Annotated in this window: 16 protein-coding genes and 1 pseudogene; 10 read left to right on the top strand and 7 right to left on the bottom strand. The window is 70.2% G+C overall.

The window, feature by feature from the left end:
- Positions 1-111 precede the first annotated feature (111 nt).
- Positions 112-243 (top strand): hypothetical protein, encoded by a 132-nt coding sequence (locus tag OG844_RS16850; protein WP_406391144.1) that lies wholly within the window; start codon positions 112-114, stop codon positions 241-243.
- A 67-nt stretch (positions 244-310) separates the two neighbouring features.
- Here OG844_RS16850 and OG844_RS16845 read toward each other — a convergent pair whose 3' ends face one another.
- On the bottom strand, positions 311-1,123 hold the full coding sequence (locus OG844_RS16845; protein ID WP_406391143.1) for a chaplin: 813 nt from the start codon (positions 1,121-1,123) through the stop codon (positions 311-313).
- 438 nt (positions 1,124-1,561) lie between these two features.
- On the opposite strand from OG844_RS16845, the gene OG844_RS16840 reads away from it, so the two are divergent.
- The 4 genes from OG844_RS16840 to OG844_RS16825 all read left to right on the top strand — a co-directional run bounded on the left by OG844_RS16840 (position 1,562) and on the right by OG844_RS16825 (position 4,214).
- Positions 1,562-2,371: a hypothetical protein gene (locus OG844_RS16840; protein ID WP_406391141.1), complete on the top strand. Its 810-nt coding sequence runs from the start codon at positions 1,562-1,564 to the stop codon at positions 2,369-2,371.
- Positions 2,372-2,970: 599 nt separating this feature from the next.
- On the top strand, positions 2,971-3,243 hold the full coding sequence (locus OG844_RS16835; protein ID WP_406391139.1) for a hypothetical protein: 273 nt from the start codon (positions 2,971-2,973) through the stop codon (positions 3,241-3,243).
- Between the two features lie 249 nt (positions 3,244-3,492).
- Complete coding sequence (locus tag OG844_RS16830) at positions 3,493-3,768, top strand: hypothetical protein (RefSeq protein WP_406391137.1); 276 nt, start codon at positions 3,493-3,495, stop codon at positions 3,766-3,768.
- 98 nt (positions 3,769-3,866) lie between these two features.
- Complete coding sequence (locus OG844_RS16825; RefSeq protein ID WP_406391135.1) at positions 3,867-4,214, top strand: hypothetical protein; 348 nt, start codon at positions 3,867-3,869, stop codon at positions 4,212-4,214.
- 97 nt (positions 4,215-4,311) lie between these two features.
- Here the strand turns inward: OG844_RS16825 and OG844_RS16820 are convergent, their stop codons facing one another.
- On the bottom strand, positions 4,312-5,289 hold the full coding sequence (locus OG844_RS16820) for an alpha/beta fold hydrolase (protein ID WP_406391133.1): 978 nt from the start codon (positions 5,287-5,289) through the stop codon (positions 4,312-4,314).
- A gap of 749 nt (positions 5,290-6,038) precedes the next feature.
- Between OG844_RS16820 and rsgA the strand changes: the two genes are divergently transcribed.
- Positions 6,039-7,196, top strand: a complete 1,158-nt coding sequence (rsgA, locus tag OG844_RS16815; protein WP_406391131.1) for a ribosome small subunit-dependent GTPase A — start codon at positions 6,039-6,041, stop codon at positions 7,194-7,196.
- Between the two features lie 76 nt (positions 7,197-7,272).
- Positions 7,273-8,646: a DNA-3-methyladenine glycosylase 2 family protein gene (locus OG844_RS16810; protein WP_406396166.1), complete on the top strand. Its 1,374-nt coding sequence runs from the start codon at positions 7,273-7,275 to the stop codon at positions 8,644-8,646.
- Positions 8,647-8,670: 24 nt separating this feature from the next.
- Here the strand turns inward: OG844_RS16810 and OG844_RS16805 are convergent, their stop codons facing one another.
- Positions 8,671-9,153 (bottom strand): DUF456 domain-containing protein, encoded by a 483-nt coding sequence (locus OG844_RS16805; protein ID WP_406391129.1) that lies wholly within the window; start codon positions 9,151-9,153, stop codon positions 8,671-8,673.
- A gap of 74 nt (positions 9,154-9,227) precedes the next feature.
- A complete protein-coding gene (locus tag OG844_RS16800; protein WP_406391127.1) occupies positions 9,228-10,214 on the bottom strand; it encodes a helix-turn-helix domain-containing protein in 987 nt (328 codons plus the stop codon).
- A 208-nt stretch (positions 10,215-10,422) separates the two neighbouring features.
- On the opposite strand from OG844_RS16800, the gene OG844_RS16795 reads away from it, so the two are divergent.
- The 3 genes from OG844_RS16795 to OG844_RS16785 all read left to right on the top strand — a co-directional run bounded on the left by OG844_RS16795 (position 10,423) and on the right by OG844_RS16785 (position 17,896).
- Entirely contained in the window at positions 10,423-14,187 is a 3,765-nt protein-coding gene (locus tag OG844_RS16795; protein WP_406391125.1) for a S8 family peptidase, read from the top strand.
- 137 nt (positions 14,188-14,324) lie between these two features.
- Complete coding sequence (locus tag OG844_RS16790; protein WP_406391123.1) at positions 14,325-16,043, top strand: protein phosphatase 2C domain-containing protein; 1,719 nt, start codon at positions 14,325-14,327, stop codon at positions 16,041-16,043.
- Between the two features lie 110 nt (positions 16,044-16,153).
- Positions 16,154-17,896, top strand: a complete 1,743-nt coding sequence (locus tag OG844_RS16785; RefSeq protein ID WP_406391121.1) for a pyruvate dehydrogenase — start codon at positions 16,154-16,156, stop codon at positions 17,894-17,896.
- A gap of 12 nt (positions 17,897-17,908) precedes the next feature.
- Here OG844_RS16785 and OG844_RS16780 read toward each other — a convergent pair.
- From OG844_RS16780 to OG844_RS16770, 3 genes and pseudogenes are all read right to left on the bottom strand, one after another.
- Positions 17,909-21,024, bottom strand: a pseudogene (locus OG844_RS16780) (alpha-mannosidase).
- 67 nt (positions 21,025-21,091) lie between these two features.
- Positions 21,092-21,481, bottom strand: coding sequence for a barstar family protein (locus OG844_RS16775; RefSeq protein WP_406391119.1), 390 nt, complete (start codon positions 21,479-21,481; stop codon positions 21,092-21,094).
- 96 nt (positions 21,482-21,577) lie between these two features.
- Positions 21,578-21,976, bottom strand: a complete 399-nt coding sequence (locus tag OG844_RS16770) for a ribonuclease domain-containing protein (RefSeq protein ID WP_406391117.1) — start codon at positions 21,974-21,976, stop codon at positions 21,578-21,580.
- Between the last annotated feature and the right edge of the window lie 144 nt (positions 21,977-22,120).

Raw genomic sequence — 22,120 nt, 5'->3', positions numbered from 1 at the left:
GGGGCCCGCCCGCGCCGGGGGAGACAAGGCAGGGCAGGACGACTGCCCGACGTGGTACCAGCCGACCTCGGCCTTCCGCCTCGCCCTTCCTACCTCGGCAGGCGCGGCCAGATGATCCCTCTCGGCACCGAGGTCCGTCAGCCGGTTCAGCCGTGCCGGTACGTCGAAGCCGACCAGCTGGACGCGGCGGAGACGACCAGGATCGCGGCGTACCTGGACCGTGCGGGACTCTCCCGCCTGTAGGACATGAGGAGAGGGCCGCCCGGCAGCGTCAGGTGCTGCCGGGCGGCCCTCTCCGTGTGTGTCGCGACTAGTTGCGCGAACTGCGGGTACGGCGCATCAGCACCGCTCCGCCGAGCAGCAGAGCCGCGCTCGCGCCGGCAGCCAGACCGATGTCACCGGCACCGGTGTGCGCCAGCTGCTCGACAGGGACGTTCGGCGCGGGGTCGCCGGCCGGGGTGTCGCTGACGGGAGGCTTGTCCGTCGGCGGCTTGGCTGCGGTCGGGGGCTCGTCGACCGGCGGCTCGGCCGGGCCGCTCTCGTTGTAGCACTCGTTGTCGGCGGCCGCGTTGAGCGCACCGATCACATTGACGCTGTTGCCGCAGGCGTTGACCGGGATGTGCACGGGGGCCTGGATCACGTTGCCCGAAAGCACTCCGGGGGAGTTGGTGGCCACACCTTCGGCGTGCGCTCCGCCGTACCCCTGGTAGGCGTCGTCCTCGTAACTGTTGGCGCTCGGGGCGCCGTGACCGCGGTCGCTGTGCTCGCTGGAAGCGTCGTCGTTCCCGCCGTCGTACCCGTTGTCGCTGGGAACGCTGCGGTTGTCACCGTGACGGTCGCTCTGCTCGGCGTCCTGGCCGTGCCAGTCACCCTTGCCGGAGCCGACGTTCGCGCATTCGTTACCGAAGGAGGAATTCAGAAGGGCGGCCCCGTTGACGGTGTTGCCGCAGGCGTTGACCGGGACATGCACCGGTACCTGGGCGACGTTGCCCGAGCCGACGCCCGGAGAGTTGACAGCGGCGCCCTCGGCCGAGGCGTCGGCGTGGGCATATCCGCCGACGGCGGTCAGGATGCCGGACGCCGCTGCCATGACGATCATGCTTTTGTTCAATACTTGACGCATTGAATGGGCCTTCCTCAACATTTCTGCGCGGGTGATGCACCCGCAAGTGACGCGTGTGTGACGAGTGGTGCCGTTGCTGTGTGAGGTCATGACCTCGGCGGATCGTCATCTCCAGTGCGCTGGACGACAGTCATAACGAGCGAACTGCGCCGGGGAAACTCGCGAAACTCGGTGAATTGCAGAATCGTCCGGACGGGCTACGCGCAAGTGTTCCAGGGTGCACCGGCAGGCGCCGCTGACAGCGCGTCCGGGACGCGCTCTCGTACGTGCGTACGGCCCGACTCGCCTCTCACTCGTTCAGCAGCATTACCCTGACGAGTCCGTGTCGTTCATTGTTGTGGTACGCCGTGGGAAAGTCTGGCTGTTATAACAGTTGCGAAGATTTTCCCCCCCAGTGCATTCGTGAATGCATTCATGCACACAACGAAAGGTATCTCCGTGTTCGGAAAGCGAACTGCCGTTGCATCCCTGTCGGCCGTGGCCCTGATGGCGATCGGGGCGGCTTCGGCCCAGGCCGACGACGGCCCCAAGTTCGAGAACAACGGGCACGTCCTGTCCTGCTTCAGCCTGGAAGCCCTGAACATCCCGATCGCATCGAAGTCCAGCCCCCAGTTTGACTGCTCCACGAACTACGAGTGGAACACCCAGGCGAACACGAACACGACGGTGATCGACGCCGGCGGACCGCCGGCCGAGGCTGCGGCTCCGGCTGCGGCTCCGGTCCAGGCTCCGGCTGCGGCTCCGGTCCAGGCTCCGGCTGCGGCTGCGGCTCCGGTCCAGGCTCCGGCTGCGGCTCCGGTCGCGGCTCCGGTCCAGGCTCCGGCTGCGGCTCCGGTCCAGGCTCCGGCTGCGGCTCCGGTCCAGGCTCCGGCTGCGGCTCCGGTCCAGGAGCAGGCTCCGGTCCAGGCTCCGGCTGCGGCTCCGGTCCAGGCTCCGGCTGCGGCTCCGGTCCAGGAGCAGGCTCCGGTTCAGGAGCAGGCTCCGGTTCAGGAGCAGGCTCCGGTTCAGGAGCAGGCTCCGGTTCAGGAGCAGGCCCCGGTTCAGGAGCAGGCTCCGGTCCAGGAGCAGGCCCCGGTTCAGGAGCAGGCTCCGGTCCAGGAGCAGGCCCCGGTTCAGGAGCAGGCTCCCCTCTCTGCGCCCGTCGAGGCTCAGGCCGTTGTGCAGACGCCGTTGGAGGAGCAGGCTCCCGTTGAGGCGCAGGCTCTCGTAGGGGCGCCCGTCGAGGAGCTGGGCCTCACTCAGGACTAGCGGGTATCCGGTTGGAGTTCTTCCGCCGGGTAGTTGCTTTTGCGTTGCACCCCGAATTCCAGGCGGCGCTTTGCGTTCGATAAAAAGTGGAAGAGCGGGGCGATTGATTGGGCGCCGTGTCATCCGGGATTCGGGATTGTCCCCTGCCGGCACCGCTCCATTTCAGTGGTAGACCGATAGTAATATCGGCTCTCTCGATGGCTCCAGGGGTGCGCCTCAGGGTGAACTAAAACAGGGACGAGAGAGGTCGCTGAAGCCGACTTCGTTCCTGATGCGCCACCGCCGCTGCCGGGTTTCCTCCCCCGGCGGCGGCGGTTTCTTTGTGCCGCGGACGTGAATGCCCGCCGAGGGATTCGCCGCCGACACGCCTCGCGATGTGGCCCGAACGAGTGCATTCCCCGGGGCGTCAAGTGCTTTCCCGATCCAGCGGAATCCTTGCACCCCAAGGGGGAGTTGGCTTCATGCGACGGATGACCGTCAACGTTCGCCCCCACGCCGAGTGCGGCTCGGTGATCTGCCGGACATTTTGCTCTAACATCTCGTAACTGTACGAACACGGCCAACAGTGGTCCGTGTTGTTCTAGTCAAACGGAGAAGAAATGCGCAAGTTCCAGAAGGCCGCCGTCGTGGTTGCGATGCTCGGAAGCATCGGCTTCATCGGTTCCGGCACCGCCTTCGCCGGCGACGACGGCCCCGGCATCGACGTGACGCAGACCGCGTCCTGTGTGCAGCACGACACGAGCGTCAACATCCTCAGCAACGTCAGCGCCCTCAACGGCCTGCTGAGCGGTCTGATCGGCAACGAGGGTGACCCGGGCGCGTCGGACCAGAACATCGGCTCGAAGTGCGCAGCGAGCAACGACGCTTTCTGAGTGTCGGTGAGTAGCTGAACACCTGGAACGGCATCGCGGCGGGCAGCCCCCCGGGGGGGGTTGTCCGCCGTCTCGTTGTGCGGCGTCACTCCCCCCCGGCGTGCGCCGTGACGTGCGCTCGGCTGAACGGTGGGCATCGCCTCGATTTCCGGCACGCCGTTGGCGCCGGAAGATCCATTCCTCTATCGTCATCACTGTGAGTGCGCGCACCGGTACGGAGCGTGCCCGTCGAAAACGGAGAAGAGAAAAATGCGTAAGCTTCAGAAGGCTGCTGTCGTGGTTGCCATGCTCGGCAGCGTCGGCTTCATCGGCGCCGGCACCGCCGTCGCCGGCGGACACGGTGAGCCGGACATCGAGGTCAAGCAGAGCGCGTCCTGCCAGCAGCACGACACGAGCGTCAACGTCCTCAGCAACCTCAGCGCCCTCAACGGCGTGCTGAGCGGCCTGATCGGCAACGAGGGTGACCCGGGCCGTTCGGACCAGAACATCGGCTCGCAGTGTGCCGCGGGTAACGACGCTTTCTGAGCGTCCGGTAGTCGAGTAAGCACCTGAGAGTGGGTCCGGATTCCGAGCCAAGAGGCCGGGGGCCGGGCCCGCTTTCTTATCACGAAGGAACGCAGAGCATGTCCAGTCGTAAGAAGATCGCAGTCGCATCGATGCTCATGGGGGGCCTCGCCCTCGCGGGGCTGGGTGTCACTCAGGCTTACGCCGGAGGTCCGCAGGGCGACTGCTCGCAGGACGCCTACGGCAACCTCGTCTGCGTTCAGAAGAGCGAGACCTCGTACACCAGCGAGGACGGCACGTACCACCTCAACCAGAAGTCGAACTGTACGACGGTTACCCGCGAGACGGTGCAGCGGCCGGGGATCAATGTGGGGCAGAGCGGGACCAAGCACGTCGGCCCCTCTGTGGACTGCTCCAACTCGGCGCCCGCGCCTGAGGGCTTCGTCGCCCCCGCCGTCGGGCGCTGAGCCCGGGCCTCGAGCCCGGCGCGCATGAAGAGACGAATGGCCGGACCCGAGTGAACCGGGTTCGGCCATTCGTCTGCTCACGCGCTTCCAGGGGCCCTCAGGGGGCTGTCGGCGCCGCCTGGCTCGCACCCGCCGGTGCGGGGACGAGGGGCCGCCGCACGGTGGTGCCCAGCGTCTCGAACTGATTGCAGTACGGCAGCCCGTTCAGCGGCCGAAGCGTGCAGAACCTGCTGATCAGATCGGAGAACTCCTCCATACGTTCCACCGGCGCCAGGTGGTCGGCTTCCTTGATGGTGGTGAAGGTCGCCGTGGGCAGCGAAGCGGCGACATCGCGTCCCATGGCGGGAGTGCAGAGCGTGTCGTGCTCGCCGGTGAACACCAGGGACGGTACGGACGGAAGCGGTTCGTTCCGGTACCAGTCGTGGCTCATCAGGCGCGCGTTGTGCTCCACCGACATCCGGAGTTCCTCGTCCGACTGCGCCATGAACTGCCGCAGGAGCAGTCGGGAGACGACCGCGTGCTTGCGCACGGAGCCGGTGCCGGCGGGCGACATGAACCGCTCGACCAGTTCACCGGCGATCCCGGCCCGGTCGCCGCGCGCCAGCATCCGTGTCCAGCGCGGCACCGCGGCGGCATAGTCGTCCGGAATCACCAGGGTCATCCCGACCAGCCCCAGCTTGGCCACGTGCTCCGGGTACTGCTGGGCGAAACGCGTGGCGATGGCCCCACCGAAGCAACTGCCGACGAGGTTGACCTTCGGCATGCGCAGCTCCCCGAGCATGTGCCGCACGTTGGCCGCGAGGAAGTCGATGCCGTGACGGGCGGGGAGGAAGTCCGCCGTGCCGTAACCGGGGAGGTCCACAGTGACCGTGGTGCAGTAGTCGGCCAGCCACTTCTCGTGCCGCGACCACGCGTACCGGTTCTGCGAGGAACCGCCCAGCAGGACCAGCGGTTCGGCTCGCGGGCGGTCCTGGTGGACGATGCGGCAGCGGTAGGTGAATCCCTCGAAGACGAGCGCGCGTTCCTCGACCCTTACAACGGCCGGTGACTCGGCATCGAGGGCAGGGTTCGGCACTGGAGTGTCCTGTGCGGCGCTGATGTCGGAACGCATGGGGCCCCCAGGGGAGTGGAATGAGTTTGAGGTTGAATCTCACGATCCTCCCATTGCACCACCTTTCGTGACGACCCATCCTTAGTGGGCGTGTCGGTGGTATCGGCTCGGCGGGGCGCCGAAGCGGTCCGAACGCGCCCGCACCGGGCCCGGGTTCTGGCGTTGCGGATCAGTCGTCGTCAACGTCCTTGCCGTGGCCGGGCCTTCGGGCCAATCGGCCGAGTGTGCGTTGAGCCGGTTGACGTAACGGGCGCTACGTTTCCCGGCGCGGTGGGTAGGGCATCCTCATGGACCAATACGACAGCCGCCGACCGTCGTGGCGCACCGATTCCGATACACCTGTCTATGACCGTCTCCTCGCCGAATGGCAAGAGGCGGCGAGGCGCAAGGAGCGGGCGTCCGCGTCGCCCGCTGTGTCCAACCCGGGCCACGGAACTGTTCTGGTTCCCGGTGCCCGGATCTCCGCCGAAGGCATGGGCAGCGGGACATAGCCGCGTCGGCAAAAAGCCGTTGACGCTGCTGGGTGGCCCTGGGCTAGGGTGTGCGGAGTTCAAGGAATCAGGAGGTGAGGACATTGATGACTGTCGTTGCGATGGGCGCTGCCCACAACCAGAAGAGCATCGTTCTCACCCCCGTGGCCTCCGGCTGACCTTCACCTTTCTTCTCCGCGCCCGAGCGCGCGGTGCCGGGACCACCCTTGTGAAGGGTTTCCCTTGTCTTTCCCCATTCTTCCGGTTTCCGTTTCGTCGCACCCGCTGGCTCCGTACGGCTGGGACGACGACTGGGCCGCCGCCTTCGCCCCGTACGCCGAGCAGGGACTCCTGCCCGGCCGCGTGGTCAGGGTGGACCGCGGGCAGTGCGACGTGGTCACCCCGGACGGCACCCTCAGGGCGGACACCGCGTTCGTGGTGCCCCGCGATCCGATGCGGATCGTCTGCACCGGCGACTGGGTGGCCGTCGACCCCGACGGCGACCCGCAGTTCGTCCGCACCCTCCTTCCACGGCGCACCGCCTTCGTACGCTCGACGTCCTCGCAGCGTTCAGAGGGCCAGGTGCTCGCCACCAACATCGATCACATCGTCATCTGCGTCTCGCTCGCCGTCGAGCTGGATCTCGGACGGCTGGAACGGTTCCTGGCGCTGGCCATGTCCAGCACCGCCGGTGCCGCCCTGCTGGGCGACGGGAAACAGGCCGAGGAGTACGAGGCGCACCCGCTCGTGGTGCTCACCAAGGCCGATCTCGTCCCGGACGCCGCCACGCTCTCCCATCTGGTCGAGGACATCGAGCGCATCGCCCCCGGGGTGCAGGTGCTGCCCGTCAGCTCCGCCACCGGCGAAGGGGTCGATGTGTTCGGTGCCATCGTCGCGGGCGGTACGAGTGTGCTGCTCGGGGTGTCCGGCGCGGGCAAGTCGACCCTCGCCAACACGCTGCTCGGCGAGGACGTCATGGATGTCCGGGCGGCGCGCGACGTGGACGGCAAGGGCCGGCACACCACCACGACACGCAACCTCCTCGTGCTGCCCGGCGGCGGCGTGCTGATCGACACCCCCGGGCTGCGCGGGGTCGGGCTCTGGGACGCGGAGGCGGGCGTCGGCCAGGTCTTCTCGGAGATCGAGGACCTGGCGCAGCAGTGCCGTTTCCACGACTGCGGCCACGAGGCCGAGCCGGGCTGTGCCGTGCTCGGCGCGATCGAGGACGGGACGCTGCCGGAGCGGCGTCTCGACAGCTACCGCAAGCTGCTCAGGGAGAACCACCGGATCGCGGCCAAGACGGACGCCCGGCTGCGCAGCGAGACCATGCGCGAATGGAAGCGCAGAGGCGTGGAGGGCCGGGCTGCCATGGCGTTCAAGCGGGAGGGCCGGATGCGGTAGCGCGGGTGGGCCACCGGGTTCGACGTCCGAAAACCGCGAGTGCACCTCCGTGAGGGGGCGCACACTGGACGGTGTGATGGACGAACAGACCAGGTACGAGGCGGTGAGCAGCCGCGACGCGCGCTTCGACGGAGAGTTCTTCTTCGCCGTCGCGACCACCGGCATCTACTGCCGGCCGAGCTGCCCCGCCGTCACCCCCAAGCGGAAGAACGTGCGGTTCTACCCGACCGCGGCCGCGGCCCAGGGCAACGGCTTCCGGGCGTGCAGACGCTGCCGCCCGGACGCCGTGCCGGGCTCCGCCGAGTGGAATGTGCGTGCCGATGTCGTCGGCCGTGCCATGCGGATGATCGGCGACGGCGTGGTGGACCGGGAAGGCGTCCCCGGGCTCGCGGGGCGGCTCGGCTACAGCGCACGTCAGGTCCAGCGCCAGCTCAACGCCGAGCTGGGAGCCGGCCCCGTCGCCCTCGCGCGCGCCCAGCGCTCCCACACCGCCAGGGTCCTGCTGCAGACCACGGACCTGGCCGTCACCGAGATCGCCTTCGCGTCCGGCTTCGCCAGCGTGCGCCAGTTCAACGACACGATCCGGCAGATCTACGCCCGCACCCCCAGCGCTCTTCGGACCGAGGCCGGTACGGGCACCGGCGGGGGGTTGCGCGAGGGACGACGGGCCGGAATCCCGCTCCGGCTCGCCCACCGCGGCCCGTACGCCGCCCGCGAGGTCTTCGATCTCCTCGGGGCCGAGGCCGTGGCCAGGATCGAGGAGATCGGCGGAGCCCCCGGCGCACGCACCTTCCGGCGCACGTTGCGGCTTCCGTACGGCGCCGGAGTCGTGGCCGTCGACGAGGCCTCCGCGGGGCCGTGGCTGGAAGCCCGCATCTCGCTCACCGACCTCCGCGACCTGACGACCGCCGTACAGCGGCTGCGTCGGCTCCTCGACCTCGACGCCGATCCGTACGCCGTCGACGAGGCCCTCGGAGCCGATCCGCGTCTGGCGCCGCTCGTCGCCGCACGCCCGGGCCTGCGCTCGCCGGGCGCCGCGGACCCGGAGGAGTTCGCCGTGCGCGCGCTCGTGGGCACGGAGGCCGCCGAGAGCCTGGTGGAGCGGTACGGGAAGGTCCTTGACGTGCCGTGCGGCGGGCTCACCCATGTCTTCCCCGAACCTGGTGTGCTGGCCGTCGGAGCCGAGGATCCGGCCTTGCGGGAGCTTGCGGGCGCACTGGCCGTCGGAGCCGTACGGCTCGAGGCAGGAGCCGACCGGGACGAGGCGGAGCAGGCGCTGTTGCGGCTGCGTGCGATCGACCCGGAGACCGCGGCACTGATCCGCATGCGGGCACTGGGCGATCCCGATGTGGACCCGTTCGGGACGCGCGGGACCGACAGCCTGCGGCCGTGGCGTTCGTACGCCGTACGTCACCTGGAGCTCGCGGGCCGAGCAGCCTCGGGGCTGTAGGCGGCGAGGAGGCGGCGAGGCCGGTCAGCCCCAGATCACGGCGCCCAGCCAGGCCCCGACCACGAGCAGGCAGACGAAGAGCTCCAGGAGCACCGAGTAGCCCGTCGCCCGCATGATCGACCTGACCGAGGTCCAGCCCGCCCTGCGGGTGCCCAGCCGCAGTCGCTCGGCCCCGTAGATCGCGCCCACGTAGCCCAGCAGCCCGCCGATCACCGGCACCACGAAGAACCCGGCGATCGCAGCGACCCCGCCGATCATCAGCGTCTGGCGGGGAGCGCCCGACTCCTGCGGGCGGCGTGACGGCAGCAGCGCCTTCAGTGCCTGGTTCAGCAGGAGCAGACACGTCGCCCCGATCAGTACCCCCCAGGCGAGCGGCGTCGTGTCCGTCAGCGCCCACCACAGCACCGCGGCCCAGACCATCGCCTGCCCGGGCACACCCGGTACCAGCACACCGACCAGTCCGAGCACCATCACCGCACCCACGGCAACGAGCTGCCAACCACTCATTCGACCAGCCTGCCGGAGTCCGCCCGGTCCCGCCCGTCAGCGCAGGTCCGCAGGGGGGCGAACTCCCCGGCCGGTCAGCGCGGCGCCCGGGCCACCCAGCCACGTTCGTACGCGTGCCAGCCCAGCTGCAGCCGTGTGGACACCCCGGTCAGTTCCATGAGCCCCTTCACCCGCCGCTGCACGGTCCGCAGGCCCAGTTCCAGCTGTTTCGCCACACTCGCGTCCGTCAGACCGGACAGCAGCAGCGAAAGGATCTCCAGATCGGTGGAATCCGGCCCGGGGCCCTCCTCCTCGCGGACGCCGCTCTCACCCAGCCGCAACGGCATCGCATCGCGCCAGACCGCCTCGAACAGTCCCATCAGCGACTCCAGCAGACCGCTGCCATGGACGACGAGCGCGGCCGGCTCGGCACCGCGTCCCGTCAACGGCACCATGGCCAGCGAAGCGTCGGCGACCACCAGTTTGGTAGGCACCCGGTCGACCACCCGGCACTGCTCGTCACGGCTCAGCGCCGCCGAGAGCTCCACGATCCCGGACGGCAGCGCGAGCACATCGCGCTCGACGACGACCCGGTAGGCCACTCCGCGCATCGCAGCCTGTTCCTCGGACTCGTTCTCCATGCCCGTGACCGCGATGGGCTTTCCCGTGACCAGTGCGCAGACCTCCGAGACGGCGCCCAGTTGCAACTGATGGAAGCGATGCGTCACCGCACTCGCACCGGTCACCACCTCCACCAGGTCGTGCACCGCGGGCTCGGCCGCCTCCGCCCGGTACTCCTCGGCGAGCAGTGCCGACGCGAGCTCTGCCTGCTCCAGTTCGTGCCGCTGCTGAGTCAGCAGCGCGCCCAGTGCGACCCCGGGCGGCGCAGCCACCCAGCGGTTCGTCCGTGACGACGACTGGGCGGCGAGACCCTGCTGCTCCAGCCGGCGCAGCGCCCGCTCCGTGTCCGCCTCGGGCAGCGCCAGCCGGCGCGCGAGATCGGAGAGCTCTGCGGCGCCCGCCGCGACAAGCGCCCGGTAGGCCGCTTCCTGTCTCTCGTCGAGACCTATCGCTGCCAGCATCTCCGACCCTCCCCGGGATGGTGTGCGCGAGTCTCCGCGCTTGTCCGGCCGACCGACCGTGGCGGGAAACAGCCACGGCGCAAACCCGCCGGACACATCATCCCCCGTACCACCGGCGCCTCTGCCAATGTGGCGCCACCGCAGCACCAACAACCTTTCGAATGTGGCGCCTTGTGCTGCTACGTTCCGGAATGATCTGGGGAGAGCGATGCGCCCGATATCGCGCACGGCGCTGGGAGCGGCCACCGCCGCCGTCCTGGCCGTCACCGCGATCGCACCGTCCGTGGCGGCGCCACAGGACGACTCGACCGCAAAGAGACCGCTGACCGGCAGCGCGGCCGCGACTGCCGAGGACGCCCCGGTCACCGTCACCCTCGTCACCGGCGACAAGGTCCTGGTGAGCACGGACGGTTCGGGCGCCGCGTCCGCCACCGCCCTGCCCCGCGAGGACGGCAGCGTCCCCCTCGTCCAGACCAGGCAGGCCGGCAAGGACCTGTACGTCTACCCCGAAGCCGCCGTCGCCGCCCTTGCCTCCGGCACGGTCGACGAGGAACTCTTCAACGTCACCGGACTGATCCGCCAGGGCTACGACGACGCTCACTCCACGACCGTCCCGCTGATCGCCACGTACACCGGGCAGGCCGCGCGCAGCACTCCCGTCACCCCGCGCGGCGCCGAGCGCGGACTCGACCTCGCGGCCATCGACGGCGTCGCGCTCAAGGCCGACAAGAAGCAGACCGCCGCCTTCTGGGCCGACGTCACCGGCACGCGTGCGCGCTCGGCCGACGGGCTCAAGAAGCTCTGGCTCGACCGCAAGGTCCAGGCCACCCTGGACCGGTCGACCAAGCAGGTCGGGGCCGACCTCGCCTGGGCCGCCGGATACGACGGCAAGGGCACCAAGGTCGCCGTCCTCGACACCGGTGTCGACGCCGAACACCCCGACCTCAAGGGCCGGATCGCCGACTCCAAGAACTTCACGGACTCCGACACCACGGACGACCGCCAGGGCCACGGCACCCACACCATCTCCACCGTGGGCGGCTCCGGTGCGGCGAGCGACGGCAAGAAGAAGGGCGTCGCCCCCGGCGCCGACCTGCTCGCCGGCAAGGTCCTCAACGACAGCGGTTCCGGCGCCGAGTCCTGGATCATCGCGGGTATGCAGTGGGCCGTCGACCAGAAGGCCGACGTCGTCTCCATGAGCCTCGGCAGCCAGACCCCGACCGACTGCACCGACCCGATGAGCGTCGCCGCCGAGGAGCTCGCCCGGAGCAAGGACACCTTGTTCGTCATCGCGGCCGGCAACTCCGGTCCGACGCTCAACACCGTCTCCTCGCCGGGCTGCGCCCCCAGCGTCCTGACCGTCGGCGCCGTCGACCGCGACGACTCCACGGCTCAGTTCTCCAGTCGCGGACCCGCGATCGGCTCGCACACCCTCAAGCCCGAGATCTCCGCTCCCGGCGTCGACATCTCGGCCGCGGCGGCCGGTGGCCGCGGGGTGTACGCGTACCGGACGATGTCCGGTACGTCGATGGCCACCCCCCATGTCGCGGGCGCCGCGGCCATCGTGAAGCAGCGTCACCCGGACTGGACAGCACAGCAGATCAAGGCCGCTCTCGTCTCCTCCGCGAAGAGCGACATCCCCGGCGACGTGCGCGAGACCGGCGGTGGCCGCCTCGACGTCAAGGCCGCCATCGACACCGCCGTCGTCGGCGCACCCGCGCTCCAGGGTGGCACGTTCAACTGGCCGCAGGACAAGAGCGACCGCACCACGGTCGACGTCCCGTACACCAACTCCGGCACCGAGCCGGTGAAGCTGTCGCTGAAGGTCCAGGGCGTCACCGGCAACGACGGTTCGGGCGTCCGTTCCTCGGTCGCCAGGCTCGAGGCGAGCACCGTCACCGTCCCCGCCGGAGCGACCGTCAAGGTTCCTCTGAGGATCGACCCGACCGCGAGCCTGAAGGCCGCCCAGTACGGCGATGTGACCGGACGCGTGCTGGCCACCGGCCCCGGCGGGGCCAAGGTCTCCACCCCGTTCTCGCTGTACGTCGGTGCCGAGACGGTCACCCTGCGCGTCAAGCTCGTCGACCGCACCGGCAAGCCCGCCGCCGGCAACTCCTCCGTGGACGTCATCGGCACCGACACCGCCTCCGGCGAGCGCCGCTTCAACGACGGTTCGACCGACCAGGTCTACGAGGTGCGCCCCGGTGCCTACTTCGTCTCCAGCTTCATCACCTCGCCGGACCCGAAGGACGCCATCGGCAGGATGGTCGAGTCCGTCGGCTACCTCGCCAGGCCGCAGTTGAACGTCGCCAAGGACACACTCCTGGTCCTGGACGCCCGCGAGGCCCATCGGCTCCAGGTGCGGACGGAGGACCGTACGTCCGAGAACCGCTCCACGACGCTCACCTTCGGCCGTAGCTGGGACGACGTCTGGCTGCACTCGGGTTCCATCGCCGGCGGTCGCGCCATCAAGAACTACGTGGTCGACGTTCAGGGGAGGGCGAGTGACGGCGACTTCGAGTTCGCCAGCTACTGGCGTGCGTATGCTCCGCAGATCGAGAAACTGTCGGTCGTCGGCGGTGCGGCACTGCACCCGCTGGTGGCGAGCACCGGGTCCGTCAACCTCGACGGTACGGGTGAGGCCGCGCTCGTCGACGCGGGCACCGGCACCCCCGACGAGCTGAAGGCCGCCGGTGTCACGGGCAGGATCGCCCTGGTGCAGGTGGCCGACGACGGCTACATGACCGTCCAGGCGCGGAACGCCAAGGCCGCCGGCGCAAAGGCGATCATCGTGCACCGGCCGTCCGCCGGCCCCTGGCTGCCGTCCGTCGGCTACGGTCAGGCGCCGCTGCCCTCCCTCGGGGTCGAGGCGAGCGAGGCCGCCGGCCTGACCGCCGCACTCGCCGACGGTCCCGTGACGCTGCGCTGGAAGGGCACTGCCTCCAGCCCCTTCGTCTACAACCTCGGTTTCCCCGAGAGCGGCCCGGTCACCTCGGACCGCACGTACAAGGTCCGTGGCAGCAAGCTCGGCAGGTCCACCGCCACGTACGAGGCAATGGGCATCGCGGCCGACTACGTCGACTCGATGGTCGTCTCCCGGCCGTACGGCACACGCTTCTCCGTCGGAATGTTCGACACCGTCGCAGCCCCCGGCAAGCGAACCGAGTACTACTCGGCGGGCGACAGCGGCTGGGAGCGCTACCTCTCCTCCAGCTTCCCCTGGGGCGAGACCATGTTCGACAAGCCCCGTACGTACAAGGCGGGCCAGCAGCGTTCGGAAAGCTGGTACCGGGGCATCCTCGGCCCGTCGACGCCGCTCAGCCTGCAGGGTGAGCAGCAGCTCGCAGCCGAGCGTCAGGACAACCTGATAGGCGTCGCCCCGGGCTTCTGGGCCGACACCGAACACGCCGGGCTGCAGGGCTCCTTCGGAGACCTGGGCAGTATGACGCTCACCAGCGGTGGTGAGGTGCTCGGCCAGTCCGGCTGGCCGTCCGGGGTTTTCACCGTCCCGGCCGAGGACGCGGCGTACGAACTCACCATGGTGACGTTCAAGTCCGGTCAGCCGGCCGCCGTCTGGAAGCGGTCGACCCGAACCGAGACGACCTGGAAGTTCCGCTCGCACCGTGAGGAGAACACCTACTCCCAGGGGATCCCGCTGCTCTTCCCGGGCTACGACCTGGCGACGGACGGACTGAAGACCCTGGCGGCGCAGGACGGTCAGGAGATCGCCCTGAGCGTGACCGGCCACGCGGGCTACACGCCCGGCAGGCTGACCGCCGCCGAGGTCTCCTACTCGTACGACAACGGTGAGACCTGGACCGCCGCCACCACCGCGGAGAAGCGCGGAAAGTGGACCGCGACCGTCAACCACGCGGGTGCGGCGGGCAAGCCCGTCACCCTGAGGACGGAATTGACGGACGCCGACGGCAACTCCGTCATCCAGACCGTGACCGACGCGTACGCGGTGCGCTGACGTCACCCCGACCGGTCCGCCGGGCGTCCTTCCCGTGGGGGGTGGGCCGCCCGGCGGACCTGTTTCCGGCCGTCAATTCCGGGCCTCTTTTCCGGATGAACCGTTTTCGCACGGCCCGCGCGGTGGACAATAAGGGCATGAGTCAGCAGGGGGAGACGCCCGCCGCCCACGAGGACGACTGGTGGCGCAGGCTGTACGACGAGACCGCGCCGGACACGGGGCCCAGCAGCGCGGCCGACAGTCTCGACGACCGCTTCGACTCCGCGTCGGATGCGGTGGGTACGCCGGAGGGCCGCGTCGAGCCGGTGACGTACGCAGACCCGGGGACGTACGCAGGCCCGGTCACGGACGCAGGCCTGGTCACGGACGCAGACACGGGAACGCCCGCGGGCCCGGGCGTCGGCAGCCCGGACGCCGACCGCCAGGGCACCGCCCCGGCACCGGATGCCTTCGCCGCCGTCCAGGAGGGCGGAGCCGCTGTCCCGGTACCCGATCCCCGCCTGCCTGCGAGGGCTTCGGCTCCCGGTGCGCCGCCCACCGGCGCCCACCGGCGACAGCAGACCGCACCGGAGGTGCCCCCGGTGCCGCAGCGGGCCGCCGCGGACGGCGTGCCCGCGCCACCGCGATCCGTACCGGCCGTGCCGCCGACACCTGCCGGGCCGCCGCCCCCCGTGCCGACGCGCACGGTGGCGTGCCCCGCCCCGTGGGAGCCCCCGGCCGGATCCCCGCAGCCGCGTACCTTCTCCGCCGCGCCGCCGTCCGAGCCGGCTGCCGGCCCCGCCGGTGCCGCGGCGGCGCAGCCCGAGTTCACCCCCGACGGTTCCCCCGGACAGCCCTCGGACCCCGTCCCGGCGTCCCGCCCCGTCGTCGGCCACATCGGGGACCGGCCGCCCACCTACGACGCCGAACCCGTGGCCCTGCCCGTATCAGGCCCCGGTGACCTCGACGGGCTCGTCGCCGACACGGTGCTCGACGGCGCCCGGTACGGGACGTACACCCTGCGGGCCGCCTCCGTACGCGGGGACTCGGCGCGCTTCCGGGGCGAGCCCCGGCGTGACGCCATGTTGACGGCCCGCTTCGGTGCCGGTGAAGGTTCCCTCGTCCTGGTCGCCGTCGCCGGTGGTGCCCGGGCCGCCGAGCACGCGCATCTCGCCGCCGCCGACGCGTGCCGCTGGATCGGGGGTGCCGTCGGCCGCAGTCACGCCAGGCTCTCCGACGACATAAGGGCGGGACGCAGGGGCGATCTCAAGTCGGGTCTGCACCGTCTCACCGACCGGACCTACGGCAAGCTGCGCGCCCGCGCGGCGGAGCTGGGCATCGAAGCCGACGCCTACACCGTGGGCCTGCGCTGCCTGCTCCTGTCAGCCGACCCCGAGTGCCGCACCCGGGTCTTCTTCGGCATCGGTGACGGGGGCCTGTTCCGGCTCCGTGACGGTGCCTGGCAGGACCTCGAACCGCCGGTACCGCCCGCCGGTGCCGGCCGGGGGGAACCCGTCGTCGGTTTCGGCTCGGCACCCCAGGCCGGTGCGGTGAGCGAAGAGGGACCCGGCGGCGACCGGCTGACGATGGACCTGCAGATCGCGACGCCGCCGTCCCCGTACATCGAGAGTCCTGTGCCGCCGCCCGCCGAGCCCTTCCGGTTCCGCGCGTCAGTCGCCCGTCCGGGGGACACGCTGCTGCTCTGCAGCAACGGTCTTGCCGAACCGATGCGGGGCGAGCCCGCCCTCTCCGAGGCGCTCGCCGAACGCTGGGGCGCCGCCGCGCCCCCGGGGCTGGCCGCGTTCCTCGCGGACGTCCAGACGAGGGCCAAGGGGTACGCCGACGACCGCACGAGCGCCGCGGTCTGGGAGGCGTAACGCCGCGCGCCATGGGTTGATGGACTCCGGAGTCCGACGGCCGGCTGCCCCGGCCCCGGAGCCGGGACAGCCGCATGTGCGCCGAGCACACGCAGAGAGGGCGCACACCCATGGCCAAACAGAACGTGTCGGAACAGTTCGTCGACATTCTCGTGCGTGCGGGGGTGAAGCGGATGTACGGCGTCGTCGGGGACAGCCTCAACCCCGTGGTCGACGCCATCCGGCGCAACGCCGCCATCGAATGGATCCAGGTCAGGCACGAGGAGACCGCCGCGTTCGCCGCCGGTGCGGAAGCCCAGATCACCGGCACCCTGGCGGCCTGCGCCGGGTCGTGCGGCCCGGGCAATCTGCACCTGATCAACGGCCTCTACGACGCCCACCGTTCCATGGCCCCGGTCCTCGCCCTCGCCTCGCACATCCCTTCGAGCGAGATCGGGCTGGGCTACTTCCAGGAGACCCATCCCGAGCTGCTCTTCCAGGAGTGCAGCCACTACAACGAGATGATCTCCAACCCGGAGCAGATGCCCCGGCTGCTCCAGACCGCTGTCCAGCACGCGATCGGGCGCGGCGGGGTCAGCGTCGTCTCGATGCCCGGCGACATCGCCGCCCGGCCCGCCCCGGAGAAGTCGATCGAGCACGCCCTGGTCACCACGCGGCCCTCCGTGCGGCCCGGCGACGAGGAGATCGAGAAGCTCTGCCGGATGGTCGACGAGGCCGAGCGGGTAACGCTGTTCTGCGGTAGCGGCACCGCGGGCGCGCACGCCGAGGTGATGGAGTTCGCAGGGCGCGTGAAGGCCCCGGTGGGGCACGCGTTGCGCGGTAAAGAATGGATTCAGTACGACAATCCGTATGATGTGGGGATGAGCGGGCTGCTCGGCTACGGCGCCGCCTACGAGGCCACCCACGAGTGCGACCTGCTCATCCTGCTGGGGACCGACTTCCCGTACAACGCGTTCCTGCCGACCGATGTGAAGATCGTCCAGGTGGATGTGCGCCCCGAGCACCTGGGCCGTCGCTCCAAGCTCGATCTGGCGGTCTGGGGTGACGTACGCGAGACCCTGCGGTCGCTCACACCGCGCGTGAACGCCAAGACCGACCGCACGTTCCTCGACCGGATGCTGAAGAAGCACGCGGACGCGCTCGAGGGCGTGGTCAAGGCGTACACCCGCAAGGTCGAGAAGCACGTTCCGATCCACCCGGAGTACGTCGCCTCGGTGCTCGACGAACTCGCCGACGAAGATGCCGTGTTCACCGTCGACACCGGCATGTGCAACGTGTGGGCAGCCCGCTATCTCACGCCCAACGGCAAGCGCCGGGTGATCGGTTCGTTCAGCCACGGTTCGATGGCCAACGCACTGCCGCAGGCGATCGGCGCCCAGTTCACCGACCGGAACCGGCAGGTCGTGTCGATGTCCGGCGACGGTGGATTCAGCATGCTGATGGGCGACTTCCTCACCCTGGTCCAGTACGACCTGCCGGTGAAGGTGGTCCTGTTCAACAACTCCTCGCTCGGCATGGTCGAACTGGAGATGCTCGTCGCGGGGCTGCCCTCGTTCGGTACGGCCAACAAGAACCCGGACTTCGCGGCGGTGGCCCGTGCCTGCGGGGCGTACGGGGTGCGGGTGGAGAAGCCCAAGCAGCTCGAAGGCGCCCTCAAGGACGCCTTCAAGCACAAGGGCCCCGCGCTCGTCGACGTGGTCACCGACCCGAACGCGCTCTCCATCCCGCCGAAGATCAGCGCCGACATGGTGACCGGATTCGCGCTCTCCGCCAGCAAGATCGTGCTGGACGGCGGAGTGGGACGGATGCTCCAGATGGCCCGCTCCAACCTCCGGAACATGCCACGCCCCTGACCTGCGGCCCGCTCAGGCGGGTGTCAGCCGCACCGTCAGGATCTGGAAGGGCCTGAGCGACAGCACCAGACCGTCCTCACCGGCCACGGCCTCCTCCACCGGCCGTTCCAGCAGGTCGGTGATCTGCGCCCGCACCACGGGGAAGCCGACCCGCAGGGTGGTGTCCGCCCGCCCTCCGGCCGACTCGTACAGCCGCACGACGACATCACCGCCACGGTCCTCGGCGAGCTTCACCGACTCCACGGTCACGGCCGGATGCCCCGTAGTCACCAGCGACGGCACGGCCGGGGCCACCGCCGCCCGCAGCGGGAGATTGAGCGCCAGCCCCTCCCGCACCGCGTCGGTGACCTCCGCACCGGGGGCCAGGGCGTAGCGGAAGCGGTGCGTCCCGAGATCGGCGTGCGGGTCGGGGCTGTGCGGTGCGCGCAGCAGCGACAGCCGTACGGTCGTGCCGAGCCCGGCCCCGTGCGGGGTCCGCGTCACCTCGTGGCCGTACGTGGAGTCGTTGAGGACCGCGACGCCGTAGCCCGGTTCGGCGACGCGCAGCCAGCGGTGTGCGCAGATCTCGAAACGCGCGGCGTCCCAGCCGGTGTTGTCGTGCGTCGCCCGGTGCACATGGCCGAACTGGATCTCGGCCGTGGACCGTTCGGCATGGACGTCCAGCGGGAAGGCCGCTTTCAGGACCTTCTCCGACTCCTGCCAGTCCACCTCGGTGTCGATGTCGAGCTGCCTGCTGCCCGCGGACAGCCGCAGCTCCTGCACGATCCGGGACGCTCCGAACGAGCGCACCACGCGGACGGCGGACCGCAGCGGCCCGGCCTCGACCGTCTCGACGGAGTCCGCGTCCGTCAGGTCCGTGCGCGAGCGGCGGTAGTGCCGGTCGATGTCCCAGGCGTCCCAGTGGTTGGGGTGATCCGGGTGCAGCTGAAGGAGGTTCGCCCGGTGACCGGGGGCGAGGACGTCCCGGCCCGCCACCAGGTCGCGCACCGAGGCGATCAGCCCGTCCCGGACGACCGTGACCCGCAGGAGACCGTTGTCCAGAACGATTCCGCCGTCGTCCGCGGCCCCGGTCGCCGTGGCCGCGTACGCGGGCACCACCGAGCCGTCCAGCAGCCCCGCACCCAGGGCCGGCGTCCGAACGGCCACCGCCGTGCGCCCGTCGCCCAGTGCCTGCACATGGGCACCCGACGGCAGCACTCCGCTCGCGTCCGCGTCCAGTTCGAGGACCTGACCGCGTTCGTACGGCGATGCGTTGAGCGCCACGAGGCCCTCCGGCCGGCCGAGCGCCGTCACCGCCTCGGCCACCACGTCGGCGAGCTCCGCCCGCACCGCCTCGTACGTGTCGCGGGCCTCGCGGTGCACCCAGGCGATCGACGAGCCGGGCAGGATGTCGTGGAACTGCAGCAGCAGAACGGTCTTCCAGATCCTCTCCAGCGCCTCGTACGGGTAGCGGTAGCCGGGGTTGCGCAGGGCCGCCGCCGTCGTCCACAACTCCGCCTCACGCAGGAGGTGTTCACTGCGCCGGTTGCCCCGCTTGGTGGCTGCCTGGGAGGTGTACGTCCCCCGGTGCAGCTCCAGGTACAGCTCGCCCGACCAGACCGGCGCCTCGGCCCCGTACTCCTCCTCGGCCGCCGCGAAGAACGCCGAGGGCTTCTCGATCTCGACCCGGGGCGACCCTCCAGATCCCGGAGCCTGCGGGCCTTCTCCAGCATCTCGCGGGTCGGCCCGCCCCCGCCGTCGCCCCAGCCGAACGGCACCAGGGAGCGCGAGGCGCGGCCCTTCTCCGCGAAGTTCTGTTCGGCGCGGGCTAGTTCGCGCGCGTGGAACTGGGCGTTGTACGTGTCCACCGGAGGGAAGTGGGTGAAGACCCGGGTCCCGTCGATGCCCTCCCACCAGAACGTGTGATGCGGCATCCTGTTGTGCTGGTTCCAGGACAGCTTCTGCGTCAGGAACCACCGGACCCCGGCCAGCCGGGCCAGCTGCGGGAAGGCCGCCGTGTAGCCGAAGGAGTCCGGCAGCCAGATCTCCTCCGTCTCGACGCCGAGCTCCTCGGTGAAGAACCGCTTGCCGTGCACGATCTGCCGGGCCAGCGCCTCACCGCCGGGCATGTTGGCGTCGGACTCCACCCACATCGAGCCGACCGGTGCCCACTGGCCGTCGGCGACCGCCTGCTTGATCCGCTCCCAGATGTGCGGCTGATGCTCCTTCACCCAGGCGTACTGCTGGGCCTGGGAGCACGCGAAGACCAGCTCCGGATAGTCCTGGGCGAGGGCGGTGACATTGGCGAAGGTGCGCGAGGCCTTGCGCACCGTCTCGCGCAGCGGCCACAGCCACGCCGAGTCGATGTGCGCGTGCCCGGCCGCCGACACGCGGTGCGCGCTCGCCGAGGCGGGTCTGGACAGGGCCTGGGCCAGCTCCGCCCGCGCCGCCGTCGCCGTGCCTGCCACATCGTGCAGATCGAGCGCGTCCAGCATGCGTTCCAGCGCCCGCAGGATCTCGTGGCGCCGGGACCGGTCGGCGGGCAGTTCGGCCATCAGCTCGGACAGCACCTCGATGTCCAGGACGAGATGCCAGACGTCCTCGTCGAGGACGGCGAGGTCGGCGGAGGCGAAGGTGTAGAGGGGACGGTCCCCGGCGGTCAGCACGTCGCCGAGCGGGGTCGGTTCGAAGCCGTGCTCCAGAACGGCGGGGTTGGCCGCCGCCTCCAGAAGCAGGGCGACCGGCTCGCCGCCCTTCGCCGCCGCGGCGATCGTGAGGTGCCGGTTGCGCGGATGGATGCCCTTGAGGGGGACGCCGTCGGAGCCGTACAGCACCCCCTCCGCCTGGAAACCCGGCCCCTGGCAGGAGAACCCGGGATCGACGACCGCCTCAACCCGGTGTCCCGACCACTCCTCGGGAACGCTGCCCGTGAGCCGGAACCAGGTCGTGGACCACGGCTTCCCCCACGCCGTACCGGTCACGAAGGGCTCGTACGCCTGATCGAGAGCGTCGGCCACCGGTACGGGTTCACCGGGGGCGTGCCAGGCGGAGAGGGCCAGAGGGATCCGGGCCGCGTACTGGGCGGGGCGGACGAACTGCTGGAGCGCCCGCTCCAGGCGGCCCTCCACCAGTGTGCGGTCGTCATGCATCACGGCTCCTCGGGGTCGGTGCCTGCGGGGTGTCACAGGGCTTCACTTCCCCGTACGGCACCCGTGATCACCTCAGCCGCAGAGTCCCGGGCGCGGTCCGTTCCGTGATGACGTCCACCAGCGTGTCGAAGAGCGTCGGGCCCCGGCCGGCCAGCGCCTCGGCCAGCGCGTGCTCGGCAGCGGCCCTCCCGGTGGGATGCACCCGGGTGAGGGTGCTGCGCAGATGGCGTGCGGTCTCCTCGTGGCCCAGCGCACGGGCGGAGAGCGCGTGATCGCGCCATTCGATGACGAAGGCGGCGTCGTCCGGGGTGCCCATGCCGCCGCTCAGACAATCGGCGAACGAGTCGAGACTGCGGCCGAAATAGCCGCCGGGGCCGTTCACCGCCTCGCCGACCATGTCCCAGAAGCGCTCCAGGCCGGTGACCTCGGAGCCGTCGATCACATAGATCACGGTCATGCGTGGAGGGTACAAGCGCGGTTCTCCCGCCGCCGGTCCGGTGATCCGCGCCGCAGGTGGGGGACAACGGCGCGGACCGGACCGGGGGATCGCTGATCAGCAGTCGTGGTCGACCAGGTCGAAGGACTCGTAGTGGTCAGCGGTGTAGTAGTCCTCCTGGACCTCTTCACCCGTCACGATCCGACGGGCCCCACGGGTCGGGGAACCAGGCGTGACGACCGTGTACTCATGGTAGTAACCGGTTCCCTGGCTCGGCAGGATGCCTTCCCGGTTCTGGAAGACGGTGCCGTCCTGGTCGTACGGGAAAGGACCTCCCGCGTCGATGAGGTCGAGGGTGTCGTGCGCCTGCGACGGCAGGGCGGAGTAGCAGATGCTGCCGACCGCCGTGACCGAGGGGACGGTCGCGGCCGTCGCGGTGACCGGGCCGCCGACGAAGAGGACGGACAGGAGGGCGGCGATGCCGCCGAGCGTGGTGATGCGTGGGGGGATTCGCATGGGCACCATGATGACGCGCGTAGATCCCCATCCGTCAACGCCGACTCATGTGAATTTCTTGGAAGTTAATCGTGGGTACGGAAACGTGACGCACTGGCCTTCCGCCCGCGGTGGCGCCGGTATCCGTTCACCTGTTGACGGCCC

The sequence above is a fragment of the Streptomyces sp. NBC_00887 genome, assembly GCF_045207585.1.
The sequence above is the reverse complement of the archived record's forward strand: the minus strand, read 5'-3'. Positions and strand labels throughout refer to the sequence as shown.